Consider the following 15,991-nt stretch of genomic DNA (forward strand, 5'->3'; position numbering starts at 1 on the left):
ACAGTTCAAGCTGTGTTTCGTCGTCCCCCCTTAACTAGGGTATCGGCGAGCTTTCGCCAAGCCTTGAGGGTGAAATCCACGTCTGTCTCGGTGGTAGACCAGCCAAGACTGAGCCGCACCGCTCCCTGGGACACCTCTGAACGGTATCCCATTGCCTCCAACACGTGGGACGGCTGAACCTTGCCCGAAGAGCAGGCGGAACCGGAGGACACCGCTACCCCCGCCAGGTCGAAGCCGATCACCGCCGTTTCGGCCTTCATGCCGGGCACCGTGAACAGAACGGTATTCGGCAACCGCTTCACGTCGTCGGAGAAGACCAGCACGTCCGGCGTCTGGCGAAGCCCGTGCTCGAGGCGGTCGCGCAGTCCCCTGACGCGGGCGGCGTCGGCCTTCAGCGCCACCATCGCGGCCTTTGCGGCCGCACCAAAGCCTGCAATCCCTGCGACGTTCTCGGTCCCTGCCCGCCGCCCGAGTTCCTGCCCGCCGCCGCGCAAAGACGCCTCCAGTCCTTCGATGCCTTCGGCAAGCACCAGTGCCCCTGCGCCCTTCGGTCCACCGATCTTGTGCGCCGACAGCGTCACGAGATCGGCCTGGGTCGAAGCGAGATCGAACGAGATCTTCCCGAACGCCTGGATCGCATCGACATGCAGCAGGCCACCGGCCGCGTGGACAATCTCGGCGACATCAGCCACCGGCTGGACGGCACCGGTCTCGTTGTTCGCCAGCATCACCGAGACCAAAGCGGGCGGACCGTCCGCCAGCAGCGCACGCAGATGATCGAGATCGGTCACCCCGGTGCGCGTGACATTGATGGCGAAGGTCGCCTCACGCGCAAACCGCCCGCCCGCGAGGACGGACGCATGCTCGATCGCGGACACCAACAGCCGCCTGACCGGCGCGCCGGCACCGCGGCGCAATCCCGGCGTCAATGCGAGCGCATTGGCTTCGGTCCCGCCGGAGAGAAACACGACGTCCTGCGGCCGGCCACCGACCGCCTTGGCCACCGCATTGCGGGCATCCTCGACCAGCCGGCGCGCGCGGCGTCCCTCGCTGTGCACCGAGGACGGGTTGCCGCTCAAGTCCCACGCCGCAGCCATCGCCGCCTTCGCCTCCTGGCGAAGCGGCGTGGTGGCATTCCAGTCGAGATAGACGCGATCGGCCATCGAGCTTGTCCGCAGCAACCATCGTGGTTGCGGCCTTCCAATGCGACATAACGACAGTCGGGCAGCGAGACCAGATCAGAGTCGCCGATGCCTGAGATTTTTCACGCTCGCCGGGAGCCCCGTCGTGTTGCCAGGCAAGACATCGCGCGCGATAGCAATATGACAAAGCAAAACTTCAGGTAGCCGAAGAACAGTTCGGCGTGCGCTGATCCGGATCGCCGCCGACGCACCGGCTGCGCGCGCGTCGCGTAGCGGATTAGCCTCCGCCAAGCGGCACAATTTCCTTGATTTTTGCCCCTTGCGTCATGCTAGAAGGCCCTCCAGCGTGCCGCCCGGCGGCGCCTATGCCGATTTCATCACGAGCCGCTCTGCTCGCGCCCGTCGCCGAAGATGGCTCCAACCGGTTGATTGATCGACGTCAATCAAGGGAACGCGTCAATCAAGGGAACACAATGCCTGAAGTCATTTTCACCGGCCCTGCTGGCCGTCTCGAAGGCCGCTACCATCCGGCCAAGCAGAAGAACGCGCCGATTGCGATGATCCTGCATCCGCATCCGCAGTTCCACGGCACGATGAACCACCAGATCGTCTACCAGTGCTACTACGCGTTCGCGCATCGCGGCTTCTCGGTGCTGCGCTTCAACTTCCGTGGCGTCGGCCGCAGCCAGGGCTCGTTCGATCACGGCACCGGCGAATTGTCCGACGCCGCGAGCGCGCTCGACTGGGCGCAGGCGATCAATCCGGAGGCGCGCGCCTGCTGGGTTGCGGGCTTCTCGTTCGGCGCATGGATCGGCATGCAGCTTTTGATGCGTCGGCCGGAAGTCGAGGGCTTCATCTCGATCGCGCCGCCCGCCAATCTCTACGACTTCTCGTTCCTCGCGCCCTGCCCGTCGTCGGGCCTGATCGTGCACGGTGACAAGGATGCCGTGGTGCCGCCCAAGGACGTCAACACGCTGGTCGAGAAGCTGAAGACGCAGAAGGGCATCGTGATCGACCAGCAGGTCATCCCCGGCGCCAACCATTTCTTCGACGGCAAGCTCGAGCCGCTGATGGAGACGGTGACCGGCTATCTCGACATGCGCCTCGCCAACGTGCGGTGAGCCGAGATCGCTCTTGTAGCCCGGATGGAGCGCAGCGAAATCCGGGACCACCCTCACCGCGGATAGTATTCCCCGGATTGCGCGGAGCCTGTCATCGGGCGCGCGTTCGCGCGACCCGTTGGCTCCATCCGGGCTACGGCACTGGCCTACTCCGGCGCGAATTTTAGCGCGGCGATGCCGACCAGCACCAGCGCAATCCCGGCGACTTTCATCGGGTTCACGGCTTCGTTGAACAACAGCACGCCCATGGTCAGCGTGCCGACCGCGCCGATGCCGGTCCATACCGTGTAGGCGACGCCGACCCCGAGCACCTGCAACGCGCGCCCGAGCAGGAACACGAACGCCGCGAGCAGCGCCAGCGAGATCAGCGTCCAGCCGAGGCGCGTATAGCCTTCGGCATATTTCATCGAGATGGCCCAGCCGACGTCGAGAAGACCGGCGACGACGAGCGCGATCCAGGCAATGGAATGCGACATGCTTACGCGGCAAGCTTCAGCATATGCGCGCGGTGGCCGACCAGGAACGCATGCAGCAGCGCGGGATATTCAGGTGAAACGGCGCTGCGCACGCTCGGCCGCTGCGCCAGCGCGCTACGCCACGCACGGAGCTTTGGCGTGTGGGTGAAAACTGCCAGATCGGTCAGCTGGTCGAACAGATCGAAATAGCGGAAGACCGGCGCGAACACCGCATCCACCAAACTGAATCTGTCGCCCGCGAAGAACGGGCCCGCGCCGAGCGCAGCCTCCACGCGCGCGAATTTCGCGGCGACCGCCTGCCGCTTGCTCTCGAAGGTCGCGGCATCGGTCGCAGTCTCGAGCCCCCAGAGATCGCCGAGAATGGCCGAGCCGAACTCCATCCAGGCGCGATGCTCGGCGCGCGTGAGCGCATTCTCGGGATGCAGCTTCGCGCCGCCCTGCGTCTCCTCGATGTACTCGCAGATCACGTTGCTCTCGAACAGCGCGACCTCCTTGCCGTCGTCGCCGGTCACGACCAGCACCGGCACCTTGCCGAGCGGCGAGATCTTCAGGAACCAGTCCGGCTTGTTGGCGAGATCGATGTCGATCCGCTCGAACGGCACGCCCTTCTCATGCAGCGCGATCACCGCGCGTTGCACGTAGGGACAGAGCTTGTGGCTGATCAGCTTCAGGGCGGCCATGACGAACCTCGCGTTCAATGCAACTGCATCGAATTAAATGCAGCGGCATGGAACTGTCAAGGTAGATGCATTTGCATCTAAATCACGGTCGCGCGATGATGCCCCCGGTCATCGGGATCGGCACCCCCGTGGTGGCGGGGTAGCTCAGCGGCAGCCCCTTCATGCCGCGCGCGGCCAGGAAACCGAAGGCCTGCGCCTCGATCGCATCCGCCGCCCAGCCGAGCGCCTCGGCGGGTTCGACGGTTGCCGGCGCCAGGCGCTCGCGCAGCATCCGCAGCATCGTGAGGTTGGAGGCGCCGCCGCCGCAGATGATCCAGCTCTTCGGGCGTTTCGGCAGCAGCGGCACCACGCGGGCGATCGCCGCCGCCGTGAAGGCGGTCAGCGTCGCCGCGCCGTCGGCCGGCGCCACGGCGCCGAGCTTCAGGCTGGCAAAGTCGTTGCGGTCGAGCGATTTCGGCGGCGGCAGTGCGAAGAACGGCAGCTTGAGCGCCTGTGCGATCCAACCCTCGTCGGGCCTCCCCAGCGCGGCGAACTTCCCGCCGGTGTCGAACGGCTGATGCATCTGGCGGAACATGAAGTCGTCGAGCAACGCGTTGCCGGGTCCGGTGTCGCAGGCGATCAGCGTGTCGGTGCCGTCGATATAGGTAATGTTGGAGACGCCGCCGATATTCGCCACGACGGTCGGCCCCTCGCGGTTCAGCGATTGCGCCAGCGCGCGGTGGTAGACCGGCACGAGCGGCGCGCCCTGCCCGCCGGCTTCGACGTCGGCGGCACGGAAATCATACATCACCGGAATGTGGATCGCTTTGGCGAGCGCCAGGGCATCGCCGATCTGCACGGTCAACTTCCGCTCGGGGCGATGCAGCACCGTCTGGCCATGGAACCCGACGATGTCGATGTCCTGGGCGGAGATCCGGGTCTGCGCCGTGAAGCTGGCGACCGCCTCGGCATGGGCGGTCGTGATGGCCTGCTCGGCCTGCCGCAAGACCCCCGGCCGGGCGTCGCGCCGCGACAGATGAACGGCCTCGGTCAGCGCCCGGCGCAGCAGGCTGCGCTCGCCGTCGGTATAGGGGCGATAGCCCGTCGGTCCGAAGGCCTTGATCTGGCGGCCGTCGGTCTCGATCAGTGCCACGTCGACCCCGTCGAGCGAGGTACCGCTCATCAGACCGAGTGCCATTAACATCATCGTGGAAGCGCCCCAGCCGGGAACCCCCGGCTTGTCTCAAACAAGTACATCCTATAATGCCACTGCGCGTCCGCCTGCGGCAGCCTCAAGCGTCAAGGTTCCGCAAATAGATGCAAAAACCGTAAAACAAGAATGATCTGGCTCGCCGACAAATGACTGCATTTAAATCGGATTTCCTGAACACTCTACAGGAACGCGGCTTCGTCCACCAGTGCTCCGATTTCGAGGGCCTCGACGCGCTTGCCGCGAAGGGCGAGGCGACCGCCTATGTCGGCTATGACTGCACCGCGCCGTCGCTGCACATCGGCAACTTCCTCACCATGATGATGCTGTACTGGCTGCAACGGAGCGGCAACAAGCCGATAACATTGATGGGCGGTGGCACCACGATGGTCGGCGACCCCTCCGGCAAGGACGAGACGCGCGCGATGCGCACCGTCGCGGAGATTGAATCCAACAAGGCGAGCATCCGCGGCGTGTTCGCCAAGGTGCTGCGCTATGGCAATGGGCCTTCCGACGCCATCATGCTCGACAACGCGGAGTGGCTGACGAAGCTGAACTGGATCGAGATGCTGCGCGACATCGGCCGGCACTTCTCGGTCAACCGCATGCTCACGATGGACTCGGTGCGGCTCCGGCTCGAGCGCGAGCAGGAGATGAGTTTCATCGAATTCAACTACATGGTCTGCCAGGCCTACGACTTCGTCGAGCTGTCGCGCCGCGCCGGCTGCCGGCTGCAGATGGGCGGCTCCGACCAGTGGGGCAACATCGTCAACGGCGTCGATCTCGGCCGTCGCATGGGCTCGCCGCAACTGTTCGCGCTGACCACGCCGCTGCTGACCACCGCCTCCGGCGACAAGATGGGCAAGACCGCCAAAGGCGCGGTGTGGCTCAACGCCGACCAGTTCTCGCCGTACGACTTCTGGCAGTACTGGCGCAACGTCGAGGACGCCGACGTCGTCAAGTTTCTCAAGCTGTTCACGATCCTGCCGATGAGCGAGATCAACAAGCTTGCAGCGCTCGGTGGCAGCGAGATCAACGAAGCCAAGAAGGTGCTGGCGACCGAGGCAACCGCCCTGCTCCATGGCCGCGATGCGGCCAATGAGGCTGCCGAGACAGCGCGCCGCACCTTCGAGGAAGGTGCGCTGGCCGAAACCCTGCCGACGGTGGAAATTCCGCGCGGCGAATTTGAAGCCGGCGTCGGCGTGCTCGCTGCCTTCGTCAAGGCCGAGCTCGTCGCGTCCAACGGCGAAGCGCGGCGGCAGATCAAGGGCGGCGGCCTGCGCGTCAACGATGTTGCGGTCACCGATGAGAAGATGCTGCTGACGCCGGCCAATCTGACGCCGGAAGGCGTCGTCAAGCTGTCGCTCGGCAAGAAGCGCCACATCCTGCTGAAGCCTGCATAGGCGCATTCGCATTTGTCGGTTGTAGGGAGCGCGGAAAACGCGCTCCCATCCTTTCCGATGGACCAGACCACACCTCCGAACGACAAGCTTGCGGCGCCCGCGAAACACTCGCGCATCGCACTGAACGTGCTGGCGCTCTGCTTCGTGCTGTCGGTGCTCGGGCGCGGCCTCAGCGACAGCTTCACGGTGTTCCTCAAACCGATCTCGGAAAATTTCGGCTGGGATCGCGCCTCCGTCGTGTCGGTCTATTCGCTGACCTGGCTCGCCAGCGGCCTCACCGCACCCCTGGTCGGACGCCTGTTCGACCGCTCGGGTCCGCGCGTGGTCTATGCGCTCGGCCTGTCGCTGCTCGGCTGCGCATTTCTGATCGCCTCACACGCCGAGCAGCTCTGGCAATTCCAGCTCAGCGTCGGCCTCTGCGTCGGCTTCGGCACCGCGCTGATCGGCAACGTCTCGAACTCGATCCTGCTCGGCCGCTGGTTCGGACCAAAGCTGCCGACCGCGATGGCCGTGATGTATTCGGCGACCGGCGCCGGCCTCCTCTTGCTGCTGCCGCTGTCGCAGGTGCTGATCGACCGGATCGGCTGGCGCGAGGCCTATCAGGTGTTCGGCGTCGGTGCGCTCTGCCTTCTCGTTCCACTCGTTTTCCTGCCATGGCGGCTGCTCGCCGGCGGATCGCCGCACATCGTCAGGAAGGCGCAAGCTGGCCTTGCCGAAGAAGGCTGGACGCTACTGGCCGCGATGCGCCACCACGCCTTCTGGGCGCTGTTCTCCACCTTCTTCTTCACGGCGGTTGCGATGTATGCGCTGACGGCGCAGATCGTTGCTTACCTGATCGATGTCGGATTCCCGCCGCTGCAGGCCGCCACCGCCTGGGGCTTCTCCGGCGTCGCGCTGTTCGTCGGCATGCTCGGCGTATCCACGCTGGACGGCATCATCGGCCGCCGTCCCAGCGTGCTGTTCAGCTACGGCGTTTCGATCCTCGGCATCATCCTGCTCTGGCTGTTGCAGTGGTATCCGAACTACTGGCTGCTGACCGGTTTCATCATCTGCTTCGGCAGCATGATCGGTTCGCGCGGCCCGCTGATCACCGCGACCGCGCTGAAAATCTTCCGCGGCGAGCGCGTCGGCACGATCTACGGCACCATTATGATCGGAAGCGGCCTCGGCTCGGCGCTCGGCTCCTGGGGCGGCGGCCTGATCCATGACTGGACCCACAGCTACAATCCGCTGATCGCCTTCGCGCTGGTCAACGTGGTGCTCGGCCTGATCCCGTTCCTGGTGGTGCCGGCGCTGCGGCGCTGACAAACGTTATTGGCTTCATAGCGCGAACAACGCCGGTTCACGCCCGGACGCGCCGTCGGATGTACACAGCGCGTCCGGGCTTTTTATTTTGAGACCAATTCCCGTGACGACTAGCGTGCGAACTCATAAACCAGGACACCCGCTTTCAGGGGCGAAGCGGACACGCGACCTGACGTCAGGGACATCGCCTTGTGACCCAAGGGCGACACTGCCCGAGAGCGGTGTAATCCTTCCTTGGAACGCCTTGTCCGAACGCAAGTCACTCCGGTTGGTCGGCGGCCAAGCGTAAGCCTTGCAGGTAGAACTCTCGATACCCAGGGTCGCGCCAGTGCGTAGCACTTGGCACCACGACCGGCGTAATGTCGCGCAGCCTTTTGACAATGGATCGTGCCTCGTCAAGGCGCCCCATGTGAGCATAGCAGGACGCAAGAAAGCGATATGTCGGCGCCCAGCTCGGTCTTTCTCGCAAGGCAAGAAGCAACATCGCTTCGGCTTCCTCAAAACGTCGAGCGAAAAGGTGCCCGATACCTATGCCGACGTGAGCTCCTGCCCCGGCAGTGCCTTCGCGCGGGCTGAGGCGAATGGCAGTCTTGAAATGCTCGATTGCGAGCTCGGGTTTTCCCGCAAACAGTCTGACCCAGCCGCTCCATATCCATCCGTAAGCGAAGCTCGGGTTGAGATGCAGGGCTCGATCGATCAACGTGGTGGCCGTGGCGAGGTCATCACCGAACTGAGCGAGAGCGTAGGCGCCTCTTGCAACAAGGGATGGATCGTCAACGATCAGGAGCACCCGTCGAGCAAGATCAAAGCCCTCCCGGCGCGTCAACTCCAGATCATCGGTCCAGTTGTTGACGTAGAGATTAGCATGGCAGGTTGCTGCCAGCGCGAGAGCGGGGCCATAGTTGGGGTCGCGATCAAGTGCTTGCTTGAGCAGATCAAGCGCGCGCAATATCCGGACCTTTTCCCACGATTGGGCCTCCGCTAATGCGCGAAGATATAAGTCATAGGCAGTAAGATCATCGGTCGGCTTTCGAAGAGACCGGCGCTGCTCTGCGGCTTCCAGCGCTGTGCCAATGATGCCGCAGACCTCGACGGCCACCCTATCCTGAAGGTCGAATATATCGTCGAGCGCGCCGTCGAAGTGATCGGCCCAAAGATGCGCTCCAGTCGCTGCATTGATGAGCTGCCCAGTTATGCGGACTCGGTTTGCCGATTTGCGCACGCTGCCTTCGAGCACGTAACGCACTCCAAGTTCACGTCCGACCTGCTTTATGTCCACAGCGCGGCCCTTGTAGGTGAAACTCGAATTGCGGGCTATCACGAACAGCTGGCGCACGCGCGATAGCGTCGTAATGATTTCTTCCACCATGCCGTCGGCGAAATACTCCTGCTCGGGGTCACCGCTCATGTTCTGAAACGGCAGGACCGCGATCGACGGCTTGTCGGGCAACGCGAGCGCCGGGACCTCACCTCTGGACGTCGCAGGCCACCCGTTGGGATCGATCATGATACGGTAAACGTGAACCGGCCGCGCGATATTCTTCAGAGTTTGCTCGCCCGCATCCTCAACGTTGAAAAGCACCTTGTCGCGTGAGTGATTGAGGACTGCCTGAGAAATACAGATGCCACCGGGTTCTGCGATGCTCTCAAGCCGCGCGGCGATGTTGACGTCGTCTCCAAAGATGTCGTGGGCCTCGATGATTACGTCGCCAATATTGACGCCCACGCGAAAGGCAATGCGCTTGTCCTCGGCTTCGCCGCTTGTGATTTCCTTGATGCGGGCCTGGAACTGCATGGCAGCGCGAACCGCTTCGACCGCACTCGGAAACTCCGCCAAAAACCCGTCGCCAGTGCTCTTCACGATGCGGCCACGATGTTCGGCAATCGCCGGATCGACGGCATCCGTCAAGAGCGCCGCCAGTTTGGCATGCGTCCCCTCTTCGTCGCCATGCATGAGCCGCGAATAGCCCGCTACGTCGGCGGCCAATATCGCCGACAACCTGCGCTCGACCCGGACTGGCCGCTCCTGCACCATCGCCGGCAATCCAATCAAATATATATTGTACGACGAATCGGACGGCCGGGCCAAATGGGTTTTCGGGGATGCCGCTAGGCGAATGTGTCGGCAACTGGCCCGTAGCCGACATGACGAAGCCCGTCTCCTTGGTCCGCTTCTGACGATAATGCGGACGTGCCGTCTAAATGGCGCTAGCGTTTTTGGCAGATGGGATAGCCGTCAGTCTATAAATGCAGATGATTAGCCAATAACATCAATGCGATTGTGTTGTTGCAGTGGTATCCGAACTACTGGCTTCTCCCCACAGGCACGTGGGGAGAGGCCGAAGGCTGCGACGTCTTTCGCTCAGTCGGTGTCGCGGCAATCGTCGCCGCGGTGGTCGCGGCCGCAGGAGCCGCGGTCATGGGCTTCTTCCTGGCCATCGCCGGTGCCCGGCGTGAACGACACGCCGCGCAGCGCCTCGCCGGAGTTCGCGGTCCGCAGCGTGACAAAACGCTCGCCGGCCGGCAGCGTGGCCGCGGAAAGCTTGTCGGTGATCATCACGAGCTTGTTCGGATCGGCACCCTGGTCGCCGCTGCCGCTCACCGTGGAGGTGATCGCCCAGATCGACACGCTGCCGTCGCGATTGACGCGGCCGGTGATGTTGCGCAGGCCGTCGGTCGCCGGCGACCACGGCTTGCCGGTCGCGGCATTGTTGCCGGTCGGATAGCCCTGCACCGTGTAGGGCACACCGAGGTCAAGTCCCGCCTGCAAGGTGTAGGCCTGCTTCCACGCGCCGGCGGTGCTGTCGAACACCCACTTCTGCAATCCGGCTGATGTCTGCGCCTTGGCAGCGGTATAGCTGTTCGATGTCGGATCGAACGTTGCGGTGCCGTTGCCTTCGTCGGCGACGTAGAGCGTGTTCGCGTCGGCGAACCAGATGCCGAACGGGAACGAGGTCGTGCTCTTGAGCGCAGTCGGGAAACCGCTCAGCACGCACATGTTGTACGGCGTGACGCCTTGCCCCGCCAACTTCGAGCCATCGTAGAAGATCTGCGTCGTCGGCAGCGACGCAGACGGAACCGGCAGGCCGACGCCGTTCGGGCACGCCTTCGGACTGCCGTTGGCGGCGTTGCCGGTGGTGTCGATGAAGTACACGGTGTTGATGCCGTTACCGCCGCTGCCCTTGGTCGTGTAGATCACGTTGTTGAACACGGTGAGACCGCGGAAATTGGTGTCCTTGCCGATCTTGTCGGCTTTCTGGCCGAGCTCGGTGATGTTGAAGCTGCCGAGCGGGAAAGGTCCGCCCGGGTCCGCTTGGCGAGCGAGCGGCGCGTCGGCCTCTCTCGCGATCTGCATGCCGGCGCCGGTGATGACCCCGGCAGGCTGCGGGTTGCCGCCATTGCCCGCGTTGCCGGCGGTGTAGAACACACCGGCACCATGCCGATCGTTGAAGACCGCAGCGCGGCCGTTGTTGCCGCTATAGCCATTCACCTTGGTGAAGTGGAAGCGACCGTTCTCGTCGACTTCAGCGACCAGGCGATAATAGGCGCCGGGCACCGGATTGGTCGGATCGATGACGTCAGGCGTATTGGAGTTCGATACGTCGATGGTGCCGATCGGAGCGAGATAGCCCATGAAGGTCACGCTGCGGTGATCGAGCGACAGATTGAGCGCCAGCTCGGATTTTGACGAGAAGCTGGTGACCATCTGGTCCTTGTTTTGGGAAACGCCGCGCTGGGCGCTGTTCGGGACCTCGAGCGACTGCACGTGTCTGCCGTCGAGATGCAGTTCGTCGAGCAAGATCTTCGCAGTCAGGCCGAACGAGCCGTCGACGCCGTCGTTGTTGAACACCGTCGGATAGGTGCCGTCCGCCGTGGCGGTCACGCAATTGGGCGACACGCAGTTCGGCGGCAATTGTGTCACGCCGGGCGTGATGGTGACGGCGTTGTTGACGAACACCGCGCGGCTCAACAACAGATGACCCGGCCGGAAATGAACGTCGTCGCCGTCGGCGTGCGCGAGACTGCCGGCGAGCGCCGTGGAGGCGAGCAGCGTCAACGCAAAAACCGGCCGAGACAGCGGAAGCCCCACAGGCGGGCGCAATCCTTTGGCGATCATTGCTTTTCTCCCAATGTAAGATTTTTTCAGAAAGTGAGGGTCGCGTAACCGCCCGCCGTGCCGGCGGTCGGCGCGCACAATCTGCGGGCGGACTGTTACCGGCGTGCGAACAAGATGCGACGGCCGTGGACAGCGCGGCTCATCATGACGGGATTCATGACGCCATCATGCCGGCTTCACACCTCCGAGTTTCCGCCCCAAGGCGGTAGAGGAATGGGGCCAACTCGGTGAAGCAGCCGAACGGTAGATCGTTTACGGCGATCTTCCTTCCTGCGCGCGTCGTGTCGTCAGAGCTTGAACAGGGGTGTTGAAGGAAATTCAGCGCTCGGCAACTTTTGTTTCGCTCCGTTGCTGAGGCACAAACTGCACTGGTAGGACGAGTTCCAGCGGGCGTAGGTTCAACCCCCAATGGAGGGTTTGTGCCGTGGGCAGGGACGTACTTGAAAGCGTTTGCCTTGTATTGCTCGGGCTGAGCCCGCTCGTGATCATCGGGATTGCGTTGTACGCAGAGTAATCGCAACCTGGCCCGCAACTCCAACCGGGCCCGGTAGATGGCCCCAGCAGCCAGCCTCCCTCAATGCACAGGCCCCCAAAGGTTGCTGGGGTCGCTCGTACTCGATCGCGTGGCGTTTGCGCGGCCGCTGCCGAGTGAGTGTATCGACGGCTAATTATTCGTCGTCGGCAGATCGTTCGGGCCGTACTGCTTGAACTCGAAGATTTTTCGCGTCAGGCCGGGCGCCAGTGCCGAGATCGGGTTGACGCGTAGTACTGGCTGGCTGGGCGTGCCGACCACTTCATAGGTCACGCCGATCAGGCCTTCGTTGCTGCCGGCGCCGAGGAAAATCCCGAAGAACGGGATCTGGCCGAACATGTTGTTCAACCCGTACATCGGAATGAAGGTGCCGTTCATCCGCACCTGATTGCCGAGATAATCGATGCTGCCTTCGATGGTCGCGCCGATGCTCGGTCCCTTGACCACGCCGTTGCGGATCGAAAGCTGGCCGCTCTGGCGCGTGAACTCGGCGCGCAACGCGTCGAACCCGATGCCGTTCTGGGTGCTGACCGGCCCGCCGGCGACGGCGCGGTCGAGCTGGGTTTCGCCCTTCACCGAGAAGCCGGTGATATTGATGAGTCCTTCCCTCGGGCTCGGCTCGGGGATCGGCGGCTCCATCGCCAGCGTGAGCTGGCCGCCCACCACCTTCGAATAGGTGTCGATGAAGCGCAGGAACGCGCCGGCGTCGCTGGTCTGCAGGTAGATCACCTCGCGGCCCTGCTGGCGTCCGCGCATGTCGACGCTGACGGGGGTGTCGCGGCCGACCCTGCCGCTCAGCGTGAACGCCTTGAAGAACCCGTTGCGCCGCGAGATCTTGGCGTCGACGCCGCGCAGCGCCTCACCGTTGAACCCGGCCACCGCGCCGAGCTTCAGATCGACATCGAAATCGGTGGTCTTGGTCTTGCTCTTGGGATCGCTGTCGCGGCCCGAGATCGCCGATTTCAGGAAGCCGCGGCCATCGAACACGTCGCCGCGCATCGTCACCTTGATCACGCCGTCGGGACCGCGATCGGCCCGCAACGATGTCTTGTCGCCGTCCGACGGCGCATAGGTCGGGAAGTTCGCATTCATCAGGTCGCCGTTCTGGTCGACCTCGAGCGCGCCCTTGATCGAGACGCCGCTGCCTTCGATCGAGATATCCTCGAACCGCGTCGACTGCCCCTTCGGCACCACGTTGAAGGTCGCCTTGCCGGCCCTGCCCTGCGCCTTGACCCATCCGGGCAGGACGTTGTCGAGCTTGAGCTGGGTCAGGTCGGCCTCGACGCCCATCTTGGTGGTGGGATTGTCGCCGCTGCCGATCTTGCCGCTCAGCTTGATCGGGATCGCGCCAGACACCGCCGGCCCCAGATCGAGCCCGAGGCGCGCGCGGCTCGCGTCGTCCAGCGTCGCCTGCAGCTTGACGTCAGCATCGCCGTCGGCCGGCTTGCGGTAGTCGAGCGAGGCCGCCTGCCCGTTGATCTTGACGTCGCCCTTGACCTGGAAGCCGGCGTTGCTCGCAATCACCTTCAGCGTGTTGGCCTCGAGCTTCTGGTTCATGACCAGCTTGTCGACGGCAACGCCGGAGATGTCGGCGGTGACGGAATATTGCGTGTCGGCCTTGGTCAGCCCGCCCGTCACCGGCATGCCGAGATTGATCGTGGCCGTGACGTTGCCCTTGCTGGCGTTGGGATCGATCGGTGGACCGGAGAGATCGCTGAGCCGGTCGGATGCGAGGATCTCTGCGGCGGCCGGCACCGGACAGTCGACCCGGAATTTGACCTTCGACGGCGATGGCTTCGGCGCCATGTCGGGCACCTCGAAGGTGAAATCCGACAGCGTGATCTTGCGGCCGGCCGGCGTGTCGGCAATGCCCTGGTTGATGGTCACGGTCGCGGTGCGGCCGGTCACCCTGGCCTTCAGATCCGCATCATGCACCGCGGGCATCTTGTCCACCGGACGCACCGTGACACCCGAAGCGACGATGTTAACCGAGAGGCCGTCATCCGGGATCGGCGGTCCCTTGCGCGACAGATTGTGCACCGGCGAGTTGACGCCGACATCGATGCGCTGGAGCGTGCCGCGGTCAATCCGCTCGAGCACCCATTCGCGCACCTCGGGAACGATGATGATCGGCCACATCCGCTTCAGGGCGGAGGCCGACATCGGCGTGCCGGCGAAGCCGAGCTGCAACCGCGGCTCGCCCGAATAGTCGATGCTGCCGGTGCCGGCGACCCCGATCTCGCCATTGCTGATATCGGCCTGGGTCAGCAGCACCCGCTTCTTCTCGGTGTCGAACCGGAAGCCGATGTTGATGCGATTGAAGATCAGCGGCGGTTCGTCCTTGTCGGCGCCGGCCAGCACGATGGTGCCGCCGGACAGGCCCGCCTGCCAGTCGGTGACGTTGTCGTTTGGCGGCTCGAGATGGCCGAGCAGCGTGATGCGGTTGGCGCCCGAGACGATCTTGATCGGCGCCAGCAGCACGCGGCGCCCCGAATCCCATTCGACGCTCATCTCGGCCGAATCGACCGGCATCGGATAGTCGGGCGTGTCGGTGTCGATGATGTTGCCGGCGCCGACATTGAGCTTGCCGCGGAAATAGGTCGGCAGGCCGTCGCGGCCGAGCTCGCCCTTCATCTCGCCCGAGAGCGGCAGGTCGGCGGTGTAGGTGAGGTCCTTGGTCCGCATCGCGAGCAGGATGTTGCGGGTGGAGACCTTGTCGGCCTTGATGTCGACCGAGCGCACGCCGTTCTGCTGCGGTCCAACCAGGACGCGCACCGACCAGGGCCTTGCGCCGTCCTCGCCGAAGCTGAGCGCAACCCCGCCGCCGCTCGGGCGCCGCAGGCTCAGGCTGATATTCTCAAAGCTCCATTTGTTGCCGCGCTGCTGGTCGTCGACGACGAGATTGCCGTTCTTCAGGCCGATCTCGTTGAGGTTCTGACCGTCGAGGCCGGTCATGCTGAGGCTGTCGAGCCAGTCGAGGCCGGCGAGCAGCCCGCTCTGGGCCGAATCGGGTGCGGCCGCCGGGGGCCCGGAGGCAACCGGAGGCAGGGCAACTGGAGGCAAGGCAACCGGCGGCGGCGGCGCAGCGGTCGCCGGCCGCGGGAATGTCGGCGGCAGCCCCGCCTCCCGCTTGGATGCAACGCCGGTGGCGAGCGGTTTTGCGGTGTCGCCGGCGGACACGGTGACATTGCCGTCGGGCGTGATGCGCACCGACAGCTCCGCATCGACCAGGTTGAGGCTCTCCGCCCGCAACTGGCCCATCAACAATGCCGTTCCGGACAAGCGCACTTCGGCTTTCGGCGCGCTGGCGACGACCGCATGGTCGCGATCGCGGACAATGATGTCGCGGATGCGCACCGCGATCCTGACGCGGCCGGCGCGCTCGATCTGCGTTCCGCCGACCTCGACCGTGTTGCCGTGGCCGATATTCTCCTCGATCGCCGCCGCAAGCCATGGCGTCGCCAAATCGAGATTGATCGGACCGGCGCCGAGCCGCCACCACAATGCGCCGAAGCAGGTCGCGAACAGCACGACCAGCACCACGAGGACCAGTCCGATGCGACGGATCCAGCGTTCGCCGTTCAGCCAGCGCTGCATGCCGGAGCAGAAGTCGGTGAATCGATGCAGGTTGGTATTGGAACGCGCCAGCAATTGCCGCGCACGGTTGCCCGCCGCCTCATCCTGCTCGTCCCACGCGTCGTCGTCTTCCCATTGCGAGAAGTCAGCCCCGGCGCGCGGATTTGGACCCTGCGGCGACGTGTTCCTTGCCATTGCCTCTCGGTGCTGACGGCGAAGCTGATCACCGCCATCGGGACGCCCGTCGACTGTTATCGAGCGCTCCCTTGCCGGCATCGCCGCCTATCCTCGCCTAATCATGTTACTCGCCGATGGCCCCCGGAACGGACCAAACCAACCAATCGAAAGCCAATTCAGCAAGCGGACGGGTAATGCGTCGAATTCCTTGTCACCATACTCCGTGGCCATCAAACTTGCCCAGCGGCCGATGCGAATCCGGCCGCTGCGAAT

General features: G+C 64.2%; 10 protein-coding genes. 3 read left to right on the forward strand and 7 right to left on the reverse strand.

Going from position 1 to position 15,991, the window contains the following annotated elements; all coding sequences use genetic code 11:
* Positions 1–5 precede the first annotated feature (5 nt).
* Positions 6–1,163, reverse strand: a complete 1,158-nt coding sequence (locus Q0030_RS04700) for a cysteine desulfurase family protein (RefSeq protein ID WP_298363514.1) — start codon at positions 1,161–1,163, stop codon at positions 6–8.
* Positions 1,164–1,615: 452 nt separating this feature from the next.
* On the opposite strand from Q0030_RS04700, the gene Q0030_RS04705 reads away from it, so the two are divergent.
* Positions 1,616–2,263, forward strand: coding sequence for an alpha/beta hydrolase (locus Q0030_RS04705; protein ID WP_016843213.1), 648 nt, complete (start codon positions 1,616–1,618; stop codon positions 2,261–2,263).
* Positions 2,264–2,409: 146 nt separating this feature from the next.
* Here Q0030_RS04705 and Q0030_RS04710 read toward each other — a convergent pair whose 3' ends face one another.
* The 3 genes from Q0030_RS04710 to Q0030_RS04720 form a co-directional block, all read right to left on the reverse strand.
* A complete protein-coding gene (locus tag Q0030_RS04710; protein ID WP_298363515.1) occupies positions 2,410–2,739 on the reverse strand; it encodes a multidrug efflux SMR transporter in 330 nt (109 codons plus the stop codon).
* Between the two features lie 2 nt (positions 2,740–2,741).
* Positions 2,742–3,419 carry a glutathione S-transferase family protein gene (locus tag Q0030_RS04715; protein WP_298363517.1) on the reverse strand — a complete coding sequence of 226 codons (678 nt, stop codon included), beginning with the start codon at positions 3,417–3,419 and terminating at the stop codon, positions 2,742–2,744.
* Between the two features lie 82 nt (positions 3,420–3,501).
* Entirely contained in the window at positions 3,502–4,605 is a 1,104-nt protein-coding gene (locus Q0030_RS04720; RefSeq protein ID WP_298363519.1) for an anhydro-N-acetylmuramic acid kinase, read from the reverse strand.
* A 152-nt stretch (positions 4,606–4,757) separates the two neighbouring features.
* On the opposite strand from Q0030_RS04720, the gene tyrS reads away from it, so the two are divergent.
* Positions 4,758–6,011 (forward strand): tyrosine--tRNA ligase, encoded by a 1,254-nt coding sequence (gene tyrS, locus Q0030_RS04725; RefSeq protein WP_298363521.1) that lies wholly within the window; start codon positions 4,758–4,760, stop codon positions 6,009–6,011.
* A 57-nt stretch (positions 6,012–6,068) separates the two neighbouring features.
* On the forward strand, positions 6,069–7,316 hold the full coding sequence (locus tag Q0030_RS04730) for an MFS transporter (protein WP_298363522.1): 1,248 nt from the start codon (positions 6,069–6,071) through the stop codon (positions 7,314–7,316).
* A 259-nt stretch (positions 7,317–7,575) separates the two neighbouring features.
* On the opposite strand, the gene Q0030_RS04735 is transcribed toward Q0030_RS04730, so the two are convergent.
* From Q0030_RS04735 to Q0030_RS04745, 3 genes are all read right to left on the reverse strand, one after another.
* The gene (locus tag Q0030_RS04735) at positions 7,576–9,351 is read right to left on the reverse strand and encodes an adenylate/guanylate cyclase domain-containing protein (protein WP_298363523.1); all 1,776 of its coding nucleotides are present in this window, start codon (positions 9,349–9,351) and stop codon (positions 7,576–7,578) included.
* A gap of 327 nt (positions 9,352–9,678) precedes the next feature.
* A complete protein-coding gene (locus tag Q0030_RS04740) occupies positions 9,679–11,433 on the reverse strand; it encodes a hypothetical protein (protein ID WP_298363524.1) in 1,755 nt (584 codons plus the stop codon).
* A gap of 664 nt (positions 11,434–12,097) precedes the next feature.
* On the reverse strand, positions 12,098–15,817 hold the full coding sequence (locus Q0030_RS04745; protein ID WP_298363525.1) for a DUF3971 domain-containing protein: 3,720 nt from the start codon (positions 15,815–15,817) through the stop codon (positions 12,098–12,100).
* Between the last annotated feature and the right edge of the window lie 174 nt (positions 15,818–15,991).

The organism is uncultured Bradyrhizobium sp. (genome assembly GCF_947648125.1).
Taxonomy (GTDB): domain Bacteria; phylum Pseudomonadota; class Alphaproteobacteria; order Rhizobiales; family Xanthobacteraceae; genus Bradyrhizobium.